19 protein-coding genes are annotated in these 16,881 nt (G+C 64.6%); 5 read left to right on the forward strand and 14 right to left on the reverse strand.

Annotated elements, in window-relative coordinates; genetic code table 11:
- Positions 1-12 precede the first annotated feature (12 nt).
- The 8 genes from PSV33_RS17730 to PSV33_RS17765 all read right to left on the reverse strand — a co-directional run bounded on the left by PSV33_RS17730 (position 13) and on the right by PSV33_RS17765 (position 7,675).
- Positions 13-921 (reverse strand): NAD(P)-dependent oxidoreductase, encoded by a 909-nt coding sequence (locus tag PSV33_RS17730; RefSeq protein WP_300563767.1) that lies wholly within the window; start codon positions 919-921, stop codon positions 13-15.
- 63 nt (positions 922-984) lie between these two features.
- Complete coding sequence (locus tag PSV33_RS17735; protein WP_300563907.1) at positions 985-1,908, reverse strand: tripartite tricarboxylate transporter substrate binding protein; 924 nt, start codon at positions 1,906-1,908, stop codon at positions 985-987.
- Positions 1,909-2,117: 209 nt separating this feature from the next.
- Complete coding sequence (locus tag PSV33_RS17740) at positions 2,118-2,822, reverse strand: ABC transporter ATP-binding protein (protein WP_300563768.1); 705 nt, start codon at positions 2,820-2,822, stop codon at positions 2,118-2,120.
- Positions 2,815-3,591: an ABC transporter ATP-binding protein gene (locus PSV33_RS17745; protein WP_300563769.1), complete on the reverse strand. Its 777-nt coding sequence runs from the start codon at positions 3,589-3,591 to the stop codon at positions 2,815-2,817. The genes PSV33_RS17740 and PSV33_RS17745 overlap by 8 nt, the downstream gene beginning before the upstream one ends.
- A complete protein-coding gene (locus PSV33_RS17750; RefSeq protein WP_300563909.1) occupies positions 3,588-4,559 on the reverse strand; it encodes a branched-chain amino acid ABC transporter permease in 972 nt (323 codons plus the stop codon). Before PSV33_RS17750 ends, PSV33_RS17745 begins: the two co-directional genes overlap by 4 nt.
- Positions 4,559-5,431: a branched-chain amino acid ABC transporter permease gene (locus PSV33_RS17755; protein WP_300563770.1), complete on the reverse strand. Its 873-nt coding sequence runs from the start codon at positions 5,429-5,431 to the stop codon at positions 4,559-4,561. The genes PSV33_RS17750 and PSV33_RS17755 overlap by 1 nt, the downstream gene beginning before the upstream one ends.
- Before the next feature lie 160 nt (positions 5,432-5,591).
- Complete coding sequence (locus PSV33_RS17760; RefSeq protein ID WP_300563771.1) at positions 5,592-6,764, reverse strand: ABC transporter substrate-binding protein; 1,173 nt, start codon at positions 6,762-6,764, stop codon at positions 5,592-5,594.
- 140 nt (positions 6,765-6,904) lie between these two features.
- Positions 6,905-7,675: a GntR family transcriptional regulator gene (locus PSV33_RS17765; protein WP_300563772.1), complete on the reverse strand. Its 771-nt coding sequence runs from the start codon at positions 7,673-7,675 to the stop codon at positions 6,905-6,907.
- 204 nt (positions 7,676-7,879) lie between these two features.
- Between PSV33_RS17765 and PSV33_RS17770 the strand changes: the two genes are divergently transcribed.
- The 3 genes from PSV33_RS17770 to PSV33_RS17780 all read left to right on the forward strand — a co-directional run bounded on the left by PSV33_RS17770 (position 7,880) and on the right by PSV33_RS17780 (position 11,136).
- Positions 7,880-8,941: an aromatic ring-hydroxylating dioxygenase subunit alpha gene (locus PSV33_RS17770; RefSeq protein WP_300563774.1), complete on the forward strand. Its 1,062-nt coding sequence runs from the start codon at positions 7,880-7,882 to the stop codon at positions 8,939-8,941.
- 2 nt (positions 8,942-8,943) lie between these two features.
- Positions 8,944-9,900 (forward strand): PDR/VanB family oxidoreductase, encoded by a 957-nt coding sequence (locus tag PSV33_RS17775; protein ID WP_300563776.1) that lies wholly within the window; start codon positions 8,944-8,946, stop codon positions 9,898-9,900.
- Between the two features lie 123 nt (positions 9,901-10,023).
- Complete coding sequence (locus PSV33_RS17780) at positions 10,024-11,136, forward strand: 5-methyltetrahydropteroyltriglutamate--homocysteine S-methyltransferase (RefSeq protein ID WP_300563778.1); 1,113 nt, start codon at positions 10,024-10,026, stop codon at positions 11,134-11,136.
- A 167-nt stretch (positions 11,137-11,303) separates the two neighbouring features.
- On the opposite strand, the gene PSV33_RS17785 is transcribed toward PSV33_RS17780, so the two are convergent.
- On the reverse strand, positions 11,304-12,026 hold the full coding sequence (locus PSV33_RS17785) for a hypothetical protein (RefSeq protein ID WP_300563780.1): 723 nt from the start codon (positions 12,024-12,026) through the stop codon (positions 11,304-11,306).
- Entirely contained in the window at positions 12,026-12,580 is a 555-nt protein-coding gene (locus PSV33_RS17790; protein ID WP_300563782.1) for a hypothetical protein, read from the reverse strand. The genes PSV33_RS17785 and PSV33_RS17790 overlap by 1 nt, the downstream gene beginning before the upstream one ends.
- Before the next feature lie 324 nt (positions 12,581-12,904).
- Here PSV33_RS17790 and PSV33_RS17795 point away from each other — a divergent pair, with 324 nt between their 5' ends.
- Positions 12,905-13,459 carry a redoxin domain-containing protein gene (locus tag PSV33_RS17795; protein WP_300563784.1) on the forward strand — a complete coding sequence of 185 codons (555 nt, stop codon included), beginning with the start codon at positions 12,905-12,907 and terminating at the stop codon, positions 13,457-13,459.
- Here the strand turns inward: PSV33_RS17795 and PSV33_RS17800 are convergent.
- Together PSV33_RS17800 and PSV33_RS17805 are read right to left on the reverse strand one after the other, a co-directional pair.
- Entirely contained in the window at positions 13,446-13,904 is a 459-nt protein-coding gene (locus tag PSV33_RS17800) for a PPC domain-containing DNA-binding protein (RefSeq protein WP_300563786.1), read from the reverse strand. The genes PSV33_RS17795 and PSV33_RS17800 overlap by 14 nt on opposite strands.
- A gap of 80 nt (positions 13,905-13,984) precedes the next feature.
- Complete coding sequence (locus PSV33_RS17805) at positions 13,985-14,356, reverse strand: nucleotide pyrophosphohydrolase (protein ID WP_300563788.1); 372 nt, start codon at positions 14,354-14,356, stop codon at positions 13,985-13,987.
- A gap of 411 nt (positions 14,357-14,767) precedes the next feature.
- Here PSV33_RS17805 and PSV33_RS17810 point away from each other — a divergent pair, with 411 nt between their 5' ends.
- Positions 14,768-15,796, forward strand: coding sequence for an alpha/beta fold hydrolase (locus tag PSV33_RS17810; RefSeq protein ID WP_300563790.1), 1,029 nt, complete (start codon positions 14,768-14,770; stop codon positions 15,794-15,796).
- Positions 15,797-15,838: 42 nt separating this feature from the next.
- Here the strand turns inward: PSV33_RS17810 and PSV33_RS17815 are convergent, their stop codons facing one another.
- Positions 15,839-16,237: a DUF1801 domain-containing protein gene (locus PSV33_RS17815; RefSeq protein WP_300563792.1), complete on the reverse strand. Its 399-nt coding sequence runs from the start codon at positions 16,235-16,237 to the stop codon at positions 15,839-15,841.
- Positions 16,238-16,279: 42 nt separating this feature from the next.
- Positions 16,280-16,810: a dihydrofolate reductase family protein gene (locus tag PSV33_RS17820; RefSeq protein ID WP_300563794.1), complete on the reverse strand. Its 531-nt coding sequence runs from the start codon at positions 16,808-16,810 to the stop codon at positions 16,280-16,282.
- Positions 16,811-16,881: the final 71 nt, after the last annotated feature.

Genomic DNA, 16,881 nt, shown 5'->3' on the forward strand with positions numbered 1-16,881 from the left:
GGGCCGGATCAGCTACGACGACGCCTTGGGTTTCGCTGCCAGCAGCCGGTCCGCATAGTCCTGCCAGCGGGCGTCCTTGCCGATACCGGCAAACACGCCGGCCCGGGCCTGGTCGGCCACCCACTGCTGCTTGCCGGCAATCGCCGCCGCCATGAAGGGGTCGAAGCCCGGCCCGGCTTCGCGCACGGTGTTGGCCGCCTCGCGCATTTCCTCGGCGCGGCGCTGGCCGTGCTGCACCACGCGGCTGAAAAAATAGGCGCCCTGCTTCTGCCAGTCAATGCTCGGAAAGGTTTCGGCCAGGGTCGGCAACACATGGTCTTCCACACCGTAGGCACGGGCGGTGGTGTAACTCTCGATCACCAGCGCCTCCAGGCCCTTGATCATCACGCTGCGGCACATCTTGATGGCGCTGGCCACACCGAGCTTGTCGCTGACGGCCTTCGCATCCATGCCCCAGGCCGCGAGCACGCCGGCCAGTTCGGCCGCACGCGCACCGCCCAGCAGCATCGGCACCCGGATGCCGTAGGGCGGCACCGAGGTCATCACCCCGGCTTCGACATAGTGCCCACCCACGGGGTCGATCAGGGCCGCGGCCTGCTGCTTGGTGCCCGGGGAAGCGGAATTGAGGTCCAGAAAAACGGCGCCAGGCCGAATGTGGGCGGCGGCCGCCTGCGCCACGGCCAGCGTGCTGGACGCGGTGACTGCCGAGATGATCAGGTCGGCCCGCTCGCACAAGGCTGCCATGGATGCACACGCCGCCACACCGGCCTGCGCCGCATGGGCGCGCTGCGCGTCGCGCAGGGCCGGCACGTCGAAGATGAGGTCCCAGGCGCTGACGCCCGCCACCTTGTCCTTGAGGCCGGCCGTGAAAATCTTGCCGACCTCGCCATAACCAATCATGCCCACATGTTCAAACTTCACGGATGCTTCTCCTGCGGTTGCCAAGTCCGGCTTGTTGCCGGCCCGATCGTTTCATGAGCCTCGTTACTGGGTCGGAATCCTGGCGCGCCGGATCACCTCGCCCCAGCGCCTGGTTTCACCGGCCAGCAGCTCGGCGGCCTGTTCGGGCGAACTGCCGCGCGCTTCGACGTTCAGCTCGGCCAGCTTCCTGCGAACCTCCGGCGCGTTGACGGCGGCCACCACCTCCCGGTTCAGCCGCGCAATCACGCTGGGCGGCGTTTTTGCCGGCGCAGCCAGCGCGTTCCAGCTGGAGGCCACAAAGGTGGGCAGGCCGCTTTCTTTGGCCGTCGGCACCTCGGGCAGCACCGCGGCGCGCCTGTCGCCGGTGACGGCCAGCGCACGCAAGGCCCCGGCCCGGATCTGCGGCAGGAGGGGGCCGAGGATTTCCACCGCCGCGTCAATCTGGCCGCCGCGCAGGGCCGTGACCACCGCCGGCGTGCCGTTGAACGGAACAATCTGCACGTCGGCCCCGGAGCTGATCTTGAACAATTCGGCCGCCAGGTTCTGCGTGCTGCCGACGTTGATGCTGCCGAGGTTAAGTTTGCCGGGGTGAGTCTTCGCAAACGCAAGCAGGTCGCCCAGGGTCCTGAATTTCGAATCGGCGGGCGTCACCACGGCAATGTCAAAAAAACCGAGCGTGGAGACCGGCGCGAAGTCGCGCACCGCATCAAACGGCAGCGACTTGAACAAACCTGCACTGACCGCCGTGCCGTTGGACATCAGCAGCAGGGTGTGGCCGTCGGGCTCGGCCCGGGCCACCGTCTCGCCGGCCACCACACCGCCGGCACCGGGCTTGTTGTCGATCACCACCGGCTGGCCCAGCGACTCACCGAGTTTTTGCGCCACCGTGCGCGCGGTCAGGTCAGCCACGCCGCCGGCCCCGAAAGGCACGACGATGCGAATCGGCTTGGCTGGAAAGGTCTGGGCCGCGGCCGGCAGGGCCAGCATCAGGCAGGCCAGCAGGCTGGCGGCAAGGCGTTGAAAAATCATGGTGTGCTTGCGGTCGTTGGCATCGCGCCATTTTGTTCCATCCGGCAGTGCAGCCGGCGCCGGCCAGGGGCTGCGCCGGTAGGAATATGAATCAAAAGTGGCTCCAGCCCTTATGCAACGTTCGCAAGCAGCTATTAATTCAGTAGCAAGTGAACAGCAAGACAGGGTCAGCGCGCCACGCCCAGCAGCTGCTCAAGCAGCTGCGGCTGCTCGAGCAACTCGTCGGCTGTGCCGGCATGCACCACCGTGCCGCGGTCCAGCACCACCGCGCTGTCGGAGATTCTCAGGATCGCCTGCGGATGCTGCTCGACAATGATGGCCGACAGCCCTTCGTCCCGCGTCACGCGGCGAATCGCCAGCAGCAGCTCTTCCACAATGATGGGCGCCAGGCCTTCGAGCGGCTCATCGAGCAGCAGCAGGCGCGGGTTGAGCACCAGCGCGCGGCCGACCGCCAGCATCTGCTGCTCGCCGCCCGACAGCTGCGTGCCCAGGTTGGTCTTGCGTTCGCCCAGGCGCGGAAACATCTCGTAGACCCGGGCCGGCGTCCAGCGGCCCGGCCGCGCCACCGCGGTCAGGTTTTCATGCACCGTCAGCGACTTGAAGATGTTGCGCTCCTGCGGCACCCAGCCTATGCCGGCGGCCGCGCGTTCATGCGGGGCCATCTTGTGCAGCGCCTTGCCCGCCAGCAGGATGCTGCCGCCGTGCTGCCGCGTGGCGCCGGCCAGCGTGTTGATCAGCGTGGTTTTGCCGGTGCCGTTGCGCCCCAGCAGCGCCAGCGTCTTGCCTTCGTCCAGCGACAGCGACACGCCCTGCAGCACCACCGCCTCGCCATAACCGGCGCTGAGCTTGTCAACCCGAAGCAGTTCAGTCATGGTGGGCCTCCCCTTTGGCATCCTCGCCATGACCCAGATAAACGGCCTTGACTTCGGGATCGTTGGCAATCTGGTCCGGGTCGCCTTCGGTCAGCACCGTGCCGTTGACCAGCACCGTCATGCGGGTGGCAAAGCTGAACACCAGGTCCATGTCGTGTTCGATCAGCAGCACCGACACGTCGGCCGGCAGGGCCGCCACGGTCTGCAGCAGCTCCTCGCGTTCGCCGGCCGGCACCCCGGCCACCGGCTCGTCGAGCAGCAGCACGCGCGGCTCGCAGGCCAGCGCAATCGCAATTTCCAGCAGCCGGCGTTTGCCATAGGCCAGCACGCGGGTCGGCTGGTCCATCACCTCGGTCAGGTGAAACTGCTCCAGCAGCTGCGCACAACGTTCGCTCACCGCGGCGTTGCGCCCCAACGCCTGCCACCAGCGCAGCCCCAGGCCCCGGTGTTGCGACACCGTCAGTGCCAGCGTCTGCAGCGGGCTCAGGGAGTCGAACAGCTGGTTGATCTGGAAGGTGCGCACCATGCCGCGCTTCACACGCTGGTGCGGCGCCAGTTGCGTGATGTCTTCGCCAAGCAGGGTAATGCGCCCTTCGGTCGGTTGCAGCATGCCCGTCAGCAGATTGATCAGCGTCGTCTTGCCGGCGCCGTTCGGGCCGATCAGCGCGTGGCGCGCGCCTTGTTGCAGGTTCAGCGTGACGTTGTTGGTGGCGGTGATGCCGCCAAAACGCATCACCAGGCCGCTGGCCTGAAGCACGGTCTGTGTCATGCGCCGCCCCGCTTCCTGAACCAGGTCCAGGGCCGCAGCAGGCGCTCGCGCCCGACCAGCACCAGCACCACCAGGAACAGGCCGATCCAGAAGGTCCAGTACTGCGGCGTGATGCTCGAGAGCGTGTCCTGCATCAGCTTGAACACCACCGCGCCGACAATGCCGCCGTACAGCCAGCCGACACCGCCGACCACCAGCACCAGCATCACATCGGCGGAACGGTGAAAGTCGAACACGTCCAGCGAGGCAAAACCGGTGGTCTGCGCCAGCAAGGCACCGGCCGCCCCGGCCACACCGGCCGACACCGTGTAGACCAGCGCCAGCCGCGAATGCACGGGAATGCCGATGGCCATGGCGCGCAGGCGGTTGTCGCGAATCGCCATCAGCGTGGCGCCGAACGGTGAATGCACCAGGCGCCGGGCCAGCACAAAAAACACCAGGCCAATACACAGCGAGTAATACGCCGCGGTGCGGCCGGACAGGTCGAACTCGAAGGTGCCGAGCAGCGGCCCCATGACCACGCCCTGCAGGCCGTCGGCGCCGCCGGTGAGCCAGTCGAGCCGGTTGGCCAGCTCCATAAGGATCAGGCCCATGCCCAGCGTGACCATCAGCCGCGTCAGGTCGCTGCCACGCATGATGGTCAGGCTGCAGATCGCGCCCAGCAGGGTCGAGATGCCGATGGCAAAGGCCAGGCCGACCAGCGGATCGGGCATCACGTGTTTGGCGAACAATGCCGCCGCATAGGCGCCCATGCCGAAAAATGCCGCATGGCCCAGCGAGACGATGCCGGTGTAACCCAGGATCAGGTCCAGCGAAATCGCGAACAGCGCCACGATGGCGATTTCATTGATGATCAGCGCGTGGCTGGACAGCAGCAGCGGCGAGGCAAAGGCCAGCAGCCACAGCACCGGCTCCCAGGGCTTGAGGCGCGCGCTGTAAAGCAGGGATTTTTGCGTGGCGTTGTTCATCATTTGCCCCCCTTGCGCACGAACAGGCCTTGCGGGCGCCAGATCAGGATGACGATCATCAGGCTGTAGACGATGAAGGCGCCGAGCTTGGGCACGTAGTATTTGCCCGCCACGTCGGCAATGCCCAGCAGCAGCGCCGCCAGCAGCGGCCCGGTGATGGACGAGGTGCCGCCGACGGCGACAACGATCAGGAAGTAAATCATGAATTTCAGCGGAAAGGTCGGGTCCAGCCCCAGCACTTCGGCGCCCAGCGCGCCGCCCAGGCCGGCCAGGCCGGAGCCGACGGCAAAAGTGGAGAGAAACACCACATTGACATTGATGCCCAGGCCGGCCGCCACGCGCTGGTCATCGACCGAGGCGCGCAGGCGACTGCCGAAACGTGTGCGGGCCAGCACGTACTGCAGCGCAATCGTCAGCGCCGCACACACGGCAATGATGAACAGGCGGTAGTGCCCCATGCCCAGCACCCAGGCGCCGCTGCCGATCTCGGTGCGGCCGCGCAGCCAGTCAGGCAACTGGATGATCTGCTGGGTCGAGCCCATGAAGTAGTCCATGCTGGCCACGGCCATGAAGGTCAGGCCGATGGAAAACAGCACCTGGTCCAGGTGCGGCCTGGCGTACATGGGCCGGTACAGCGTGCGCTCCAGCACCCCGCCCAGCAGCGCCGCGCCCAGGAAAGCCAGTGGCAGGCACAGCAGGAAAGGCACGCCCAGGCGCTGCATCAGCAGCACCGTGATGTAGCCGCCAACCATGGCAAACGCGCCATGCGCGAGGTTGATGAAATTCATCAGGCCCATGGTGACCGCCAGGCCGACCGCGAGCACAAACAGCAGCATGCCGTAGGCAATGCCGTCAAAAAGAATGGTCAACATGTTTTGGCCAGATAGTCAGAAGCTGCTTGAAGGAGCCATTCCAGGACGCCGCGGAACCGGCCTCGGCCTGCCCTGAGCCTGCCGAAGGGCCGGGCCGCAGGCGTTGCCCCCCTGCAAGGGGAACAGGCTACACGCAGTGAGCCTGGATGGGGGTGTGCAACTACTTTGTTTTGCCGGGGTCTTTCACGTCCTTGATGGTTTCGAACTCGACGTTGTAGAGCTGGCCGCCGACTTTTTCGACCTTGCGGATGTAGACGTTCTGCACGATGTCGCGGGTCTGCGCATCGATGAACACCGGGCCGCGCGGGCTCTCGAAGACCTGGCCCTTCATCGCACCGAGCAGGGCCTCGCCGCCGCCGTTGCCCTTGGTGGTTTTCAGGGCGTCGTAGATCACGCGCATGCCGTCGTAACCGCCGACGGCCATGAAGTTGGGGCGCAGGCCCTTGTTGGCCTTGCTGAAGGCATCGACAAACTTCTGGTTCAGCGCCGACTTATGCGCCGCAGAGTAGTGGTGCGAGGTCACCACGCCGACGGCAACATCACCCATGTCGTTCAGGATGTCGTCATCGGTCACGTCCCCGGTGGCGATCAGCTTGATGCCGGCCTTGTCCAGGCCGCGTTCGGCGAACTGCTTCATCAGCGCAGAGCCGGCGCCAGACGGCACAAAGGCAAACACGGCGTCGGGCTTGGCGTCGCGCACTTTCTGCAGGAAAGGCGCGAAGTCGGGGTTGCGCAGCGGCACCCGCACGGCCTCGACCACGGTGCCGCCGTTGAAGGTGAAGCGGTCCTTGAAGGTGCGCTCGGCGTCGATACCGGGGCCGTAGTCGGACACCAGGCTCACCACCTTCTTGATGCCGTTTTTCGGCGCCCAGTCGGCAATGCCGATGGTGACCTGCGGCAAGGTGAAGCTTGTGCGCACGATGTAGGGCGAAGCCTGCGTGATGCTGGACGTGGCCGCCGCCATCACCACCATCGGTGTCTTGGACTGCGTAGCCAGCGGGGCGGTGGCAAAGGCCAGCGGCGTCAGGCCGAAGCCGGCCAGCACGTTGACCTTGTCGTTGACGATCATCTCCTGCGCCAGGCGCTTGGTCACGTCGGGCGTGCCGGTGTCGTCCTTGATGATCAGCTCGATTTTCTTGCCGGCCACGTTGTCGCCGTTTTGGGCCATGTAAAGCCTGGCCGCCGCTTCAATCTGGCGCCCGGTCGAGGCGAAAGGACCGGTCATGGGAAGAATCAGGCCGACCTTGAAGGTGTTGGTCTGCGCGACGGCGCTGCCTGCGGCCAGTGTGGCGACAGCCAGGGCGATGGTGCCGAGAAAGATTCGTTTTTGCATGGTCTCTCCAGAGGGTTCAAAAAAGGGGGCGTTCAACGGGTCACCGGGGACTATCCCCCTGCACGGGCAGATGCGCAAGATGGATTTCAGCCTTGCAGCTATAGCAAATATGCATATCAACCCCCGGCGGCTTGCAGCGTTCAGCCGCGTTTGCGGATCAGGCGCACGCCGGGCATGCGCTCCAGGTCCTGGCTTTGCATGGCTTCGAGCAGGTTGCGCTGGGCAATACGCGAGTGCTCGCGCATGATGGCTTCGGCACGTGCGCCTTCGCGCCGCTCGATGGCGTCGAGCACCTGGCGGTGCTGGTCCTGCGCCACGATCAGCATGTCGCGCGCCTGCGGCGAGTTGGCCTGCGACACGACAAAGCCCGAAGGTGAGGCAAACGGCAGGCTCACGACACGTTCGAGTTCACGGGTGATCACCGTGCTGCCGGCCATGTCGCTGAGCAGGTTGTGAAAACGCTGGTTCAGCGTGACGTAACGCAGAAAGGCCTCGTCGTCGAGCGCGGGCTGGCTCAGCACGGCGTCGATCTGACCGAGACAGTCGCGCGCATGAGCCAGCAGCGCGGCGGCCACCCCGCGTTCGGCCGCCAGCCGGGCTGACAGCCCTTCGAGCGTGCCGCGCAGTTCAATCGCCTCGGACACATCACGCTCAGAAAACGTGCGGACCGCATAACCGCCATTGACCAGCGCCTCCAGCAGGCCCTCCTGCTCCAGCCGCATCAGCGCCGCGCGAATCGGCGTGCGCGACACCCCGAGCCTTTCAACAATGGCCAGTTCGGCAATACGCGCGCCGCCAGGCAGCTCGCCGGCCAGAATCATTTCGCGCAGCCGCAGCTGCGCCTTGACGGTCTGGGAGGCGCCCGGCTCCTGCGTCTCAGCGGTGGCCGGGGAAAGTGTTTTCTCGTTCATCTGGACTCCTCAATGTATACAGCAGATACCTGTTTTGACTGATTTACTGGGTATTGAACGTCAATTTTGATAAATTTCCAACTGCATGTATACATAAAACTCATTTTTTTGCATAATCGCCGCTTGAGCCGCCCGCCGTTCCAGGCGGCCTGCATCGCCAAAGAAACCAGCCCACCCACACCCCTCCCCTTACGGACAAGCGTCATGTTTCCCAAAAACACCTGGTATGTTGCCTGCACTCCCACCGAAATCGACGACAAGCCGCTGGGCCGGCAGATCTGCGGCGAAAAGATTGTTTTCTACCGCGGCCCCGAAGGCAAGGTCGTCGCACTCGATGATTTCTGCCCGCACCGCGGCGCGGCCCTGTCGCTGGGCACGGTCTGCGAAGGCAAGCTGGTCTGCGGCTACCACGGCCTGGTGATGGAGTGCGACGGCAAGGTGGCCTCCATGCCCGGCCAGCGCATGCAGGGCTTTCCGCGCAACCGCAGCTTCCCGGTGGTGGAGCGCCACGGCTTCATCTGGGTCTGGACCGGTGACGAAAAACTGGCCGACGACAGCAAGATTCCCCAGCTCGACTGGGCCGACAACCCCGAGTGGGCCTACGGCGGCGGCCTGTACCACATCGCCTGCGACTACCGCCTGATGATCGACAACCTGATGGACCTGACGCACGAGACCTACGTGCACACCACCAGCATCGGCCAGAAGGAAATCGACGAAACCCCGGTCAGCACCAAAACCGAGGGCGACAGCGTGGTGACCAGCCGCTTCATGGAAAACGTCATGCCGCCGCCCTTCTGGCGCGCCAACCTGCGCGGCAACAACCTGGCCGACGACGTGCCGGTGGACCGCTGGCAGGTCTGCCGCTTCACGCCGCCCAGCCACGTGCTGATCGAAGTCGGCGTCGCCCACGCCGGCAAGGGCGGCTACCACGCCGACCCGAAAGACAAGGTCAGCAGCATCGTGGTGGACTTCATCACGCCGGAAACCGAAACCTCGATGTGGTACTTCTGGGGCATGGCACGCAACTTCAACCCGAAGGACAAGGCGCTCACCGCGCAGATCCGCGAGGGCCAGGCCAAAGTCTTTGCCGAAGACACCGCCGTGCTGGAAGCGCAGCAGCGCAACCTCACGCTGTTCCCAAAGCGCAAGCTGCTGATGCTCAACATCGACGCCGGCGGCGTGCAGTCGCGCCGCATCATCGACCGCCTCCTTGCGCAGGAACAGGCGCCGGCCCAGGCACAGCCCCTAGCGCAGGCGGCCTGACCATGGACAGTCTTGAAGTCAGGGTCATCCGCAAAACCATGGAGGCCGAGGGTATTGCCAGCTTCGAGCTGGCCCGCACCGACGGTGCACCGCTGCCGGCCTTCAGCGCGGGCTCGCATGTCGATGTGCAGCTTCCCGGCGGGCTGACGCGCCAGTACTCGCTGTGCAACGATGCCGTGGAGCAGCACCGCTACCGCATCGCCGTGCTGCGCGACCCGGCATCGCGCGGCGGCTCCATCGCCATGCATGACGCCGTGAACGAGGGCGACATGATTCGCATCAGCCCGCCGAAAAACCACTTTCCGCTGCAGCACGCGCCGCGCACCTTGCTGCTGGCCGGCGGCATCGGCGTGACGCCGCTGCTGTGCATGGCGCAGCGGCTGGCGGCCATTCATGCGGACTTCACCCTGCACTACTGCACCCGCTCGGCCGAACGCACGGCCTTTCGCCAGGAAATCGGCGCCTCGGCCTTTGCCGACAAGGTGCGTTTTCACTTTGACGCCGGCCCGGCCGAACAGAAGCTGGACCTGCCGGCCGCACTGGCCGGCGCCGCACCCGATCACCAGCTGTACGTCTGCGGCCCCGCCGGTTTCATCGACCATGTGGTCGGCGCGGCCAAAGCCAGCGGCTGGCGCAACGAGCAGATCCACCTCGAGTATTTCGGCGCCGCGCCGCAGGACACCACGGGCGACACCGGCTTCGAGGTGAAGATCGCCAGCACCGGCCAAAGCTACACGGTGGGCGCGGAGCAGAACATCATCCAGGTGCTGAAGGACCACGGCATCGAGATCCTCACCTCCTGCGAGCAGGGCGTCTGCGGCACCTGCATCACGCGTGTGCTCGAAGGCGAGCCCGACCACCGCGACATGTATTTCACCGACGAGGAGAAGGCGAAGAACGACCAGTTCACGCCCTGCTGCTCACGCTCCAAAAGCAGAACCCTGGTGCTGGACCTGTAGACCGGCCATCGACAGCTTTGCCCTGCTTGCCCTACTATTTGCATTTGCATTCACCATTCAACATTCACCATTCACATTCGCGTTCCCCTGCCTGATTTCATCGACCCATAAGGAAAAAGAGACATGACCCAGCTCCCCGCCCGTTACGACCACGTTGGCAGTTTTCTGCGCCCCAAATTCCTGCTCGAAGCGCGTGAGCAAAAGGCCAGGGGCGAGATCACGCCCGAGCAGCTGCGCAAGGTGGAAGACAAGGCCATCACCGAGATCGTCAAATTCCAGGAAGACGTGGGCCTGAAAAGCATCACCGACGGCGAGTTCCGCCGCACCTATTTCCACACCGACTTTCTGGCGCAGATCGGCGGCGTGGAGGTGGGCATTCCCTTCACCGTCAAGCGCCCTGATGGCACGGAAGAGCTGGCACCGCCAGTGATGAAAGTGGTGGACAAGGTGCGCCACGTCAAAGACATCCAGCTCGCCGACTTCCAGTACCTCAAGAGCCAGGTGAGCGCGGGCCACACGCCCAAGGTGACCATTCCCTCGCCCACCATGCTGCACTTCCGCGGCGGCCGCGCCGGCATCAGCCGCGAAGCCTACCCCGAGCTCGACCCGCAGTTTTACGACGACGTGGCCAAGGCCTACGGCGACGAGCTGCGCAGCCTGGCCGCCGCCGGCTGCACCTATGTGCAGATGGACGACACCAACCTCGCCTACCTGTGCGACACCAAGATGCGCGAAGCCGCCCGCCAGCGCGGCGACGACCCTGACGAGCTGCCGCACCGCTACGCCGCCTTCATCAACAAGGTGGTGGCGCAAAAGCCCGAAGGCATGCTGCTGGCCATGCACCTGTGCCGCGGCAACTTCAAGAGCACCCACGCCGCCGCCGGCAACTACGAGCCTGTGGCCGAGGCGCTGCTCAAGGAAATGAACCTCGACGCCTACTTCATGGAGTACGACGACGACCGCTCCGGCGACTTCAAGCCCCTGCGCTTCCTGCCCAAAGGCAAAACCGTGGTGCTGGGCCTGGTGACCACCAAGTTCGGCACGATGGAAAGCAAAGACGACCTGAAACGCCGCATCGAGGAAGCCGCCAAATACGCCCCGCTGGAACAACTCGCCCTGTCACCGCAGTGTGGTTTCAGCAGCACCGTGCACGGCAACGACATCGCGGTGGAAGCCCAGCGCGCCAAGCTGCGCCTGGTGATCGAGACGGCGCAGGAGGTGTGGGGTTCGGTCTGATCGGCCCTCAGATGGTTGCCTGAGCAAAAAAGCCGCTGGCAGTCGCCGGCGGCTTTTTTTATGTCAGATCGGTCCATAGCCCAATAAATACAGTCGCAAGCAGCTATCAAACAATGAGCAGACGCACCCCTTACCCCCTGGATTCAGGTCTGTGACCTCCATGTATTTCATGCTGAAAGCGTTGACAGTTCGCGCAATGTATTTGCGAGCGGTCTGGCGCGCTGCTGGCTGAAAGTGTCGCCCGGCAAATGGCCTGACAGGGCTTGTTCGAACTCGGGATTGGCAAACAGCGCTGTGAATTCTGCCGCCAGGTAGGCGCGCAGTTCAGGCGCTGCGGCACGGCACTCGCCCAGCAGTTCGGGCCGCCGGTCTGCCACGGTGATGATGTCTTCAAGATCATGGCTACCCAGAAAGTCTGGCCTGCCATCGGCGTCTTTGCCCCGGTCTTTGAATGCCTCCAACTTGGTGCCAATGAAAACCGGGGCGCTAATGAGCCGGATGCTTATGCCGCTGGGCAATGTGACCATTTCTGCAGTCTGCAGGGCCAATGGATACCATCGGTTGGCAAAGCCCAGGATGTCCTTGACCGTGGGCATCAAGTCAAGCGTGACATTTTTATAAACCCACCGGCAAATGGGTGCATGGGGCCGCATGTCGTTGCTGAAGCCCTGAGCGCGGACTTGCTTCTCAATGGCGTGGTAGTCATGCGCCGTCAGCGCTTGCGCAACGATGTCAACGTCTTCGGTGATGCGGATGCGGTCGGGCCGCTCCTGCGTCAGCAACATACCCGTAGCGCAACCGCCCACAAAGATCACGCTTTCACATACCGGACCCAAGGCCTGCGCCACGAGCTCCAGAATAGCCAGATTGGGGTTGTTGAATGCGGCCATCAGCTCAACCTTTCTTCCAGCAGCTTGCGGGCCATTTCACGTTCACGCGCCTGACCTATGCGCAGCGCGTCAAACAAGGCCAGCAACTCGTACAAAGCCGGGTCCTGCGCGGCGGCCAGGGGCAACTTGGGGTACAGAGGCAGCAGCGCACTGCCGCGCACCGGGCCGTCAGCATGGGGCCACACGGGCGGCGTCTCATCAGCAAACAGCACTTTGGACTTGAGCGGCTCCACACCATAGGCCGTAGGAAAACCCATGGTGATCTCGCCCCTTACCGCCGGGAAAAAGTAAGGCGCCCCCTGCAACACCATGGGCCTGAAAGCCGCCAGCACCAGCGTGGGGACGTCATTAACCTCAGCCAACAGGCGCGCTCCACTGAGCCGCGCCATGCAGGCGTGGGCTTCAAACTGCGACATGTGCATGGCTTGCGCCAGTGCTGTGTAGGGCAGCTTTTGCCCTGCCAGACACACCAGCTTGAACGCCATGGCCAGGTCTTGCGGCTTCAGCGACCACTGCGCATGGCCAAGGCGGGATTTGATTCCGGATGAACTCATTGGTAATCCATGTATTCAATATGCATACAGAATATGCCATGAATTATTTTAAAATTCAACAACAAAATCATAGTTGTCTGCAATATGCATATTGAAATACACGTTCTCACAGCATGAAAACCAGGAAAAGCCACACGCAACACGAAATCAACGATTGAAATCGGGCTCCAGCCCAATAACCACGGGCACAAACAGCTATTTATTTAATAGCAAACCACGTGCCGCGCGCACGCCCGCGGCCCCGCCAGCGCCCCACCTTGCCGCGGCCGGGGCTTCCCGCAGCGGCGGCACGGCCCAGCAGGGCCTGGACGATACTCACGCCTCATGCCCAACACCCTGCTCCCCCGCTTCGCCGCGCACCTGCGCAAGCACTGGAAAAGCCACCTGGTTCAACTCACCCTGCTGGTGGCGATCGTGGTGGCGGTGCAGGCCTGGCAAACGCGGCATGTGCCAGCCGGGCCGGCGCCCGATCTGGCCATCAGCATGCTGCAGCCCGACGGCACGACGACCCGCACCACGCTGGCCCAGTGGCGCCAGGCCCACCCCGGCCAGCCGGTGGCCCTGCACTTCTGGGCCGAGTGGTGCCCCATTTGCCGCGCCGAAGAAAGCAGCGTCACCCGGCTGGCGCAGGACTGGCCGGTGCTCACGGTGGCCATGCAGTCCGGCCCGGCCGCCAAGGTGATGCAGGTGCAGCAACAGCGCCAGTTGCCCTGGCAAACCGCCGTCGATACGCGGGGCGAACTGACGCGTGCCTTCGGCTTTCAGTCGGTGCCCTCTTTTGTGGTGATCGACGGGCAAGGCCAGCTGCGCAGCGCCAGCGCCGGCTATACCACCGAGCTGGGCATGCGTTTGCGCCTGTGGTGGGTCAGGCTGTTCTGAGCCCGTCCTCGTCGCCGGCCTGGCGCCCAGCTGGTGTGATCTGAAGCTCGTCGTAGCCCGTCGCCGCATCCGGCGCACGTGAAAATTCCCACTCCGGCAGCAGTGCCAGCAAGACCTCCGCCGTGGTGCGCACCGTGCAGCCCGGCGCCACATGGCCGCCCACCACGTCGCCGGTGGCGGTGGACAGCGCCATGTGTATGTGCGAACTGCTGCGTGCGCCCTGCCCCGTGCCGTTGAACGCCACCGTGCCCGACAGGCTCAGGATTTCCATGTCGCCCGTCAGGCGCTGCGGCTGCTTAGCGCCCGCAAAACGCAGGCCCGCGCTGGACAGGCTGCCGATGCCGGACAGCACAAAGGCCGCGCGGCAGTTGGCGCCGCGCACCGCCGCTTCGATGGCGGTGCGCAAGTCCTGGCCGGGGTTCAGCCGGAGGGGGAGGGTTTGCATGGTTTTATTGAATCAAATTGGCCGCCAGCCCTTACTGGTATTGCGCAGGCAACTATCAAATAAAGAGCTATTTACTGACGTCAGCCGCCCTGATTCGGGTCGGTGATCTCCGTGTGTTTTTGGCTGGAGCCGCGCGCCCGGTCCACCGGGTACTTGCCGGCATTGACGACCAGCTTCAGCCGCGCCGCTTCCAGCAAGTCAATCTGCAGCTTGTCGCAAAGCTGCAGCAGGTACAGCAACACATCGGCTGCCTCGGCGGCCACCTCGGCCTTTTTGGGTGCGGCCAGGGTGCGGCTTTGTTCTTCGGTCAGCCACTGGAAGTGCTCCAGCAGCTCCGCCGCCTCCACCGACAGGGCCGACGCCAGGTTCTTTGGCGAGTGAAACTGCGCCCAGTCGCGCGCCTGGGCAAAGTCGCGCAGGGACTGGGTCAGGGAGGGAATGTCGTTGTTCATGTCTTGGTATTTCCGGGCCCATGGGCAGGGCTGAGTCTTCTCGGCAAGGTTCAAGCGCATGTTATGCGCATCAACCCCTGCAGGCCTGTTCCATGCCTTCCATTGGCCGTGCCTATGCCAACCACCCATGCAAAAAACGGCTGCAGTCCAATCAGCACGGGCGCCAGCAGCTATCAAAACAAGAGCGTTCCACAGGTTTTGCCGCAACGTCTGCGGCAAAACCCATCGGCCGGTTGGCTTTTTTTGCTGGTTTGCTGGTTCTGGATGGGCCGGACGCGCCCCTTTTCATCCGCCTGAAACAGCATCTCGCGCCGCGGCCCGGCCGTTCCGTCGCAATCCGCCCCAGCGCCGGCCCGGGCGCTCCTACCATCGCGTCCAGTTTCAACCCAGTCAACACCCACGGAGCTCACCATGCCACTCTCACCCCACCGACCCTCTCTCGTTTTCTGCGGCCTGCTGCTGACGGCGGCCCAAGCCATGGCGGCGCAAGCCGGCTGGCGCCAGATCACCTTTCCAGCCACCACGGCAGATGCCGCGCCCATCGTGGCGGCCCTGTATTACCCCACGCAGGGGCCCGCCCGCACCATCGCCATGGGCCCGTTTAATGTGAACGTGGCCATGCAGGCCGCACCCGAGGCCAAAGTCAAGGGCCTGATCGTCCTGAGCCACGGCACCGGCGGCAGTGAACTCGCGCACAGCAGCCTGGCCGAGGCGCTGGCGCAGCAGGGCTACCTGGTGGCCGCCTTGCGCCACCCCGGCGACAACTGGCAGGACCGCTCCTTGCGCCAGGGCAGCCTGGAGCGTTATGCCACCGAGCGGCCGCGGCAGGTTTCGCGCGTGATCGACGCCTTGCTTAATGACCCGTTATGGAAGGACCGCATCGCCAGCGACGCCAAGGGGCCGCGCGTGGGCGCCGTGGGGCATTCGGCCGGCGGCTACACCGTGCTGGCCCTGGCGGGCGGGCGGGCCGAGCCGTCGCGCTTCGACGCGCATTGCAACACCGAGCGCGCCGAGGACCCGATTTTCTGCAGCACCGGCAAAGAGCGCGCACCGGGAACGAGCAACGGCGCCGCAGCGCCGGCCATTCCGCCCTTGACCGACACCCGCGTGCGCGCCGTGGTGGCCCTGGCGCCCATGGGGGCCTTGTTCACTGCCGCTTCACTGAAGCAAATCCGCATCCCGGTGGCGGTGTATGAGGCGCAGCTGGACCGTTTCCTGGTGCCGCGCTTTCATGCCGAATGGGTGGCCGCGAACGTGCCCGGTGTGGACATGCACCGCGTGCCCAATGCCTGGCACTTTGCGTTTCAGGACACGCCCACCATGCCCATTCCCTCTGAAGACGGCGACATCGGCGCCAACCCGCCGGGCTTTGACCGGGGCGCGTTTCTGGGCCAGCTGCAGCGTGAGCTTCCTGCGTTTTTTGACAAGGCACTGAACTGACAGCCCGTGGGGAGGCCGCCACTGGTGCGGCGCCGCGTCCGCCTACCGGGCGGGCGACTTGTTCAACGCCACCGCAGCGCGTATCAACGTCTTGAAGGCTGCCTCGTCGATGCCATCACCCTCCCCCAGATCGATGGCGCGGCGGGTGTTGCCGTCCAGGCTGGCATTGAACAGCCCGGCCGGGTCCTTGAGCGACGCGCCCTTGGGAAAGGTCAGCTTCACCTTGGCCTTGTAGGTCTCGCCGGTGCAAATGATGCCGCCCAGCGACCAGACCGGCAGGCTCCACTTCCACTCTTCGACCACCGCCGGCTCTGCCTGCTGGATGAGTGCGCGAACATGGGCCAGCGTCTTGCCGCGCCAGTCGTCCAGGCTGTTGATTTTTGCGTCGATCAACTGTGAGGGAGATTCGCCTTCTTTCGGCTTGGCTGGGGTTTTGCTCATGGTGTTGCTCCGTTATTCACGGTGTCTACGACTGCCGCACAATCACGCGGGCACATAGGTCAGGCGGATCACATCCTCGCCCATCCGGTCGCTGCCCACAAGGCGCAGCGGCGGCCGGGGCCCGGCGAAATACGGCTTGCCCTGGCCCACCACCACCGGGTGCAGGTAGATGCGGTACTCATCAATCAGGCCCAGTTCCGTCAGGCTGTGCGCCAGCGCAGGGCCGGCCACTTCGATCTCGCCCTCGCGCTCAGCCTTGATCTGGCGGATCGCGCCCTCAAGATCATCACCCACCAGCGTGGCGTTGGGCCCGACCGACTTCAGGGTGCGCGAGACCACCCACTTGTGCTGCTTGCGCCACGCCGCCGCAAAGGCGCATTCATCGGCATCCCATTCAGGATGCTCGTCGTCCCAGTAACGCATGACCTCATACATGATGCGGCCGTACACACAGCCCGCCTGGCCCTGAACCTCTTGGATGAAGTGCCGAAACAGCGCAGGGCCCGGCGCAAACGCCGTGTGGTCAATGTAGCCGTCGAGCGATTGGTTCATTCCGAAGACGAGTTTGGCCATGGCGGCTTCCTTTCAATACGTGGCACGTCTAGGCGGTTCCGTTAGCCGACGGGCCCGCTTAACCCACGACG

Origin of the sequence: Polaromonas sp. (genome assembly GCF_029945895.1) — a bacterium.
Classification (GTDB): domain Bacteria; phylum Pseudomonadota; class Gammaproteobacteria; order Burkholderiales; family Burkholderiaceae_C; genus Polaromonas.

Bases quoted from the DNA above. Each gene is read 5' to 3' on its own strand.
- PSV33_RS17785 (WP_300563780.1), bottom strand. From the start codon at position 12,026: ATGGCCGCATTCAACAACCCCAATCTGGCTATTCTGGAGCTCGTGGCG.
- PSV33_RS17780 (WP_300563778.1), top strand. From the start codon at position 10,024: ATGACCCAGCTCCCCGCCCGTTACGACCACGTTGGCAGTTTTCTGCGC.
- PSV33_RS17760 (WP_300563771.1), bottom strand. From the start codon at position 6,764: ATGCAAAAACGAATCTTTCTCGGCACCATCGCCCTGGCTGTCGCCACA.
- PSV33_RS17740 (WP_300563768.1), bottom strand. From the start codon at position 2,822: ATGACTGAACTGCTTCGGGTTGACAAGCTCAGCGCCGGTTATGGCGAG.
- PSV33_RS17810 (WP_300563790.1), top strand. From the start codon at position 14,768: ATGCCACTCTCACCCCACCGACCCTCTCTCGTTTTCTGCGGCCTGCTG.
- PSV33_RS17770 (WP_300563774.1), top strand. From the start codon at position 7,880: ATGTTTCCCAAAAACACCTGGTATGTTGCCTGCACTCCCACCGAAATC.
- PSV33_RS17790 (WP_300563782.1), bottom strand. From the start codon at position 12,580: ATGAGTTCATCCGGAATCAAATCCCGCCTTGGCCATGCGCAGTGGTCG.
- PSV33_RS17745 (WP_300563769.1), bottom strand. From the start codon at position 3,591: ATGACACAGACCGTGCTTCAGGCCAGCGGCCTGGTGATGCGTTTTGGC.
- PSV33_RS17775 (WP_300563776.1), top strand. From the start codon at position 8,944: ATGGACAGTCTTGAAGTCAGGGTCATCCGCAAAACCATGGAGGCCGAG.
- PSV33_RS17765 (WP_300563772.1), bottom strand. From the start codon at position 7,675: ATGAACGAGAAAACACTTTCCCCGGCCACCGCTGAGACGCAGGAGCCG.
- PSV33_RS17755 (WP_300563770.1), bottom strand. From the start codon at position 5,431: ATGTTGACCATTCTTTTTGACGGCATTGCCTACGGCATGCTGCTGTTT.
- PSV33_RS17735 (WP_300563907.1), bottom strand. From the start codon at position 1,908: ATGCTGGCCCTGCCGGCCGCGGCCCAGACCTTTCCAGCCAAGCCGATT.
- PSV33_RS17805 (WP_300563788.1), bottom strand. From the start codon at position 14,356: ATGAACAACGACATTCCCTCCCTGACCCAGTCCCTGCGCGACTTTGCC.
- PSV33_RS17815 (WP_300563792.1), bottom strand. From the start codon at position 16,237: ATGAGCAAAACCCCAGCCAAGCCGAAAGAAGGCGAATCTCCCTCACAG.
- PSV33_RS17820 (WP_300563794.1), bottom strand. From the start codon at position 16,810: ATGGCCAAACTCGTCTTCGGAATGAACCAATCGCTCGACGGCTACATT.
- PSV33_RS17750 (WP_300563909.1), bottom strand. From the start codon at position 4,559: ATGAACAACGCCACGCAAAAATCCCTGCTTTACAGCGCGCGCCTCAAG.
- PSV33_RS17795 (WP_300563784.1), top strand. From the start codon at position 12,905: ATGCCCAACACCCTGCTCCCCCGCTTCGCCGCGCACCTGCGCAAGCAC.
- PSV33_RS17800 (WP_300563786.1), bottom strand. From the start codon at position 13,904: ATGCAAACCCTCCCCCTCCGGCTGAACCCCGGCCAGGACTTGCGCACC.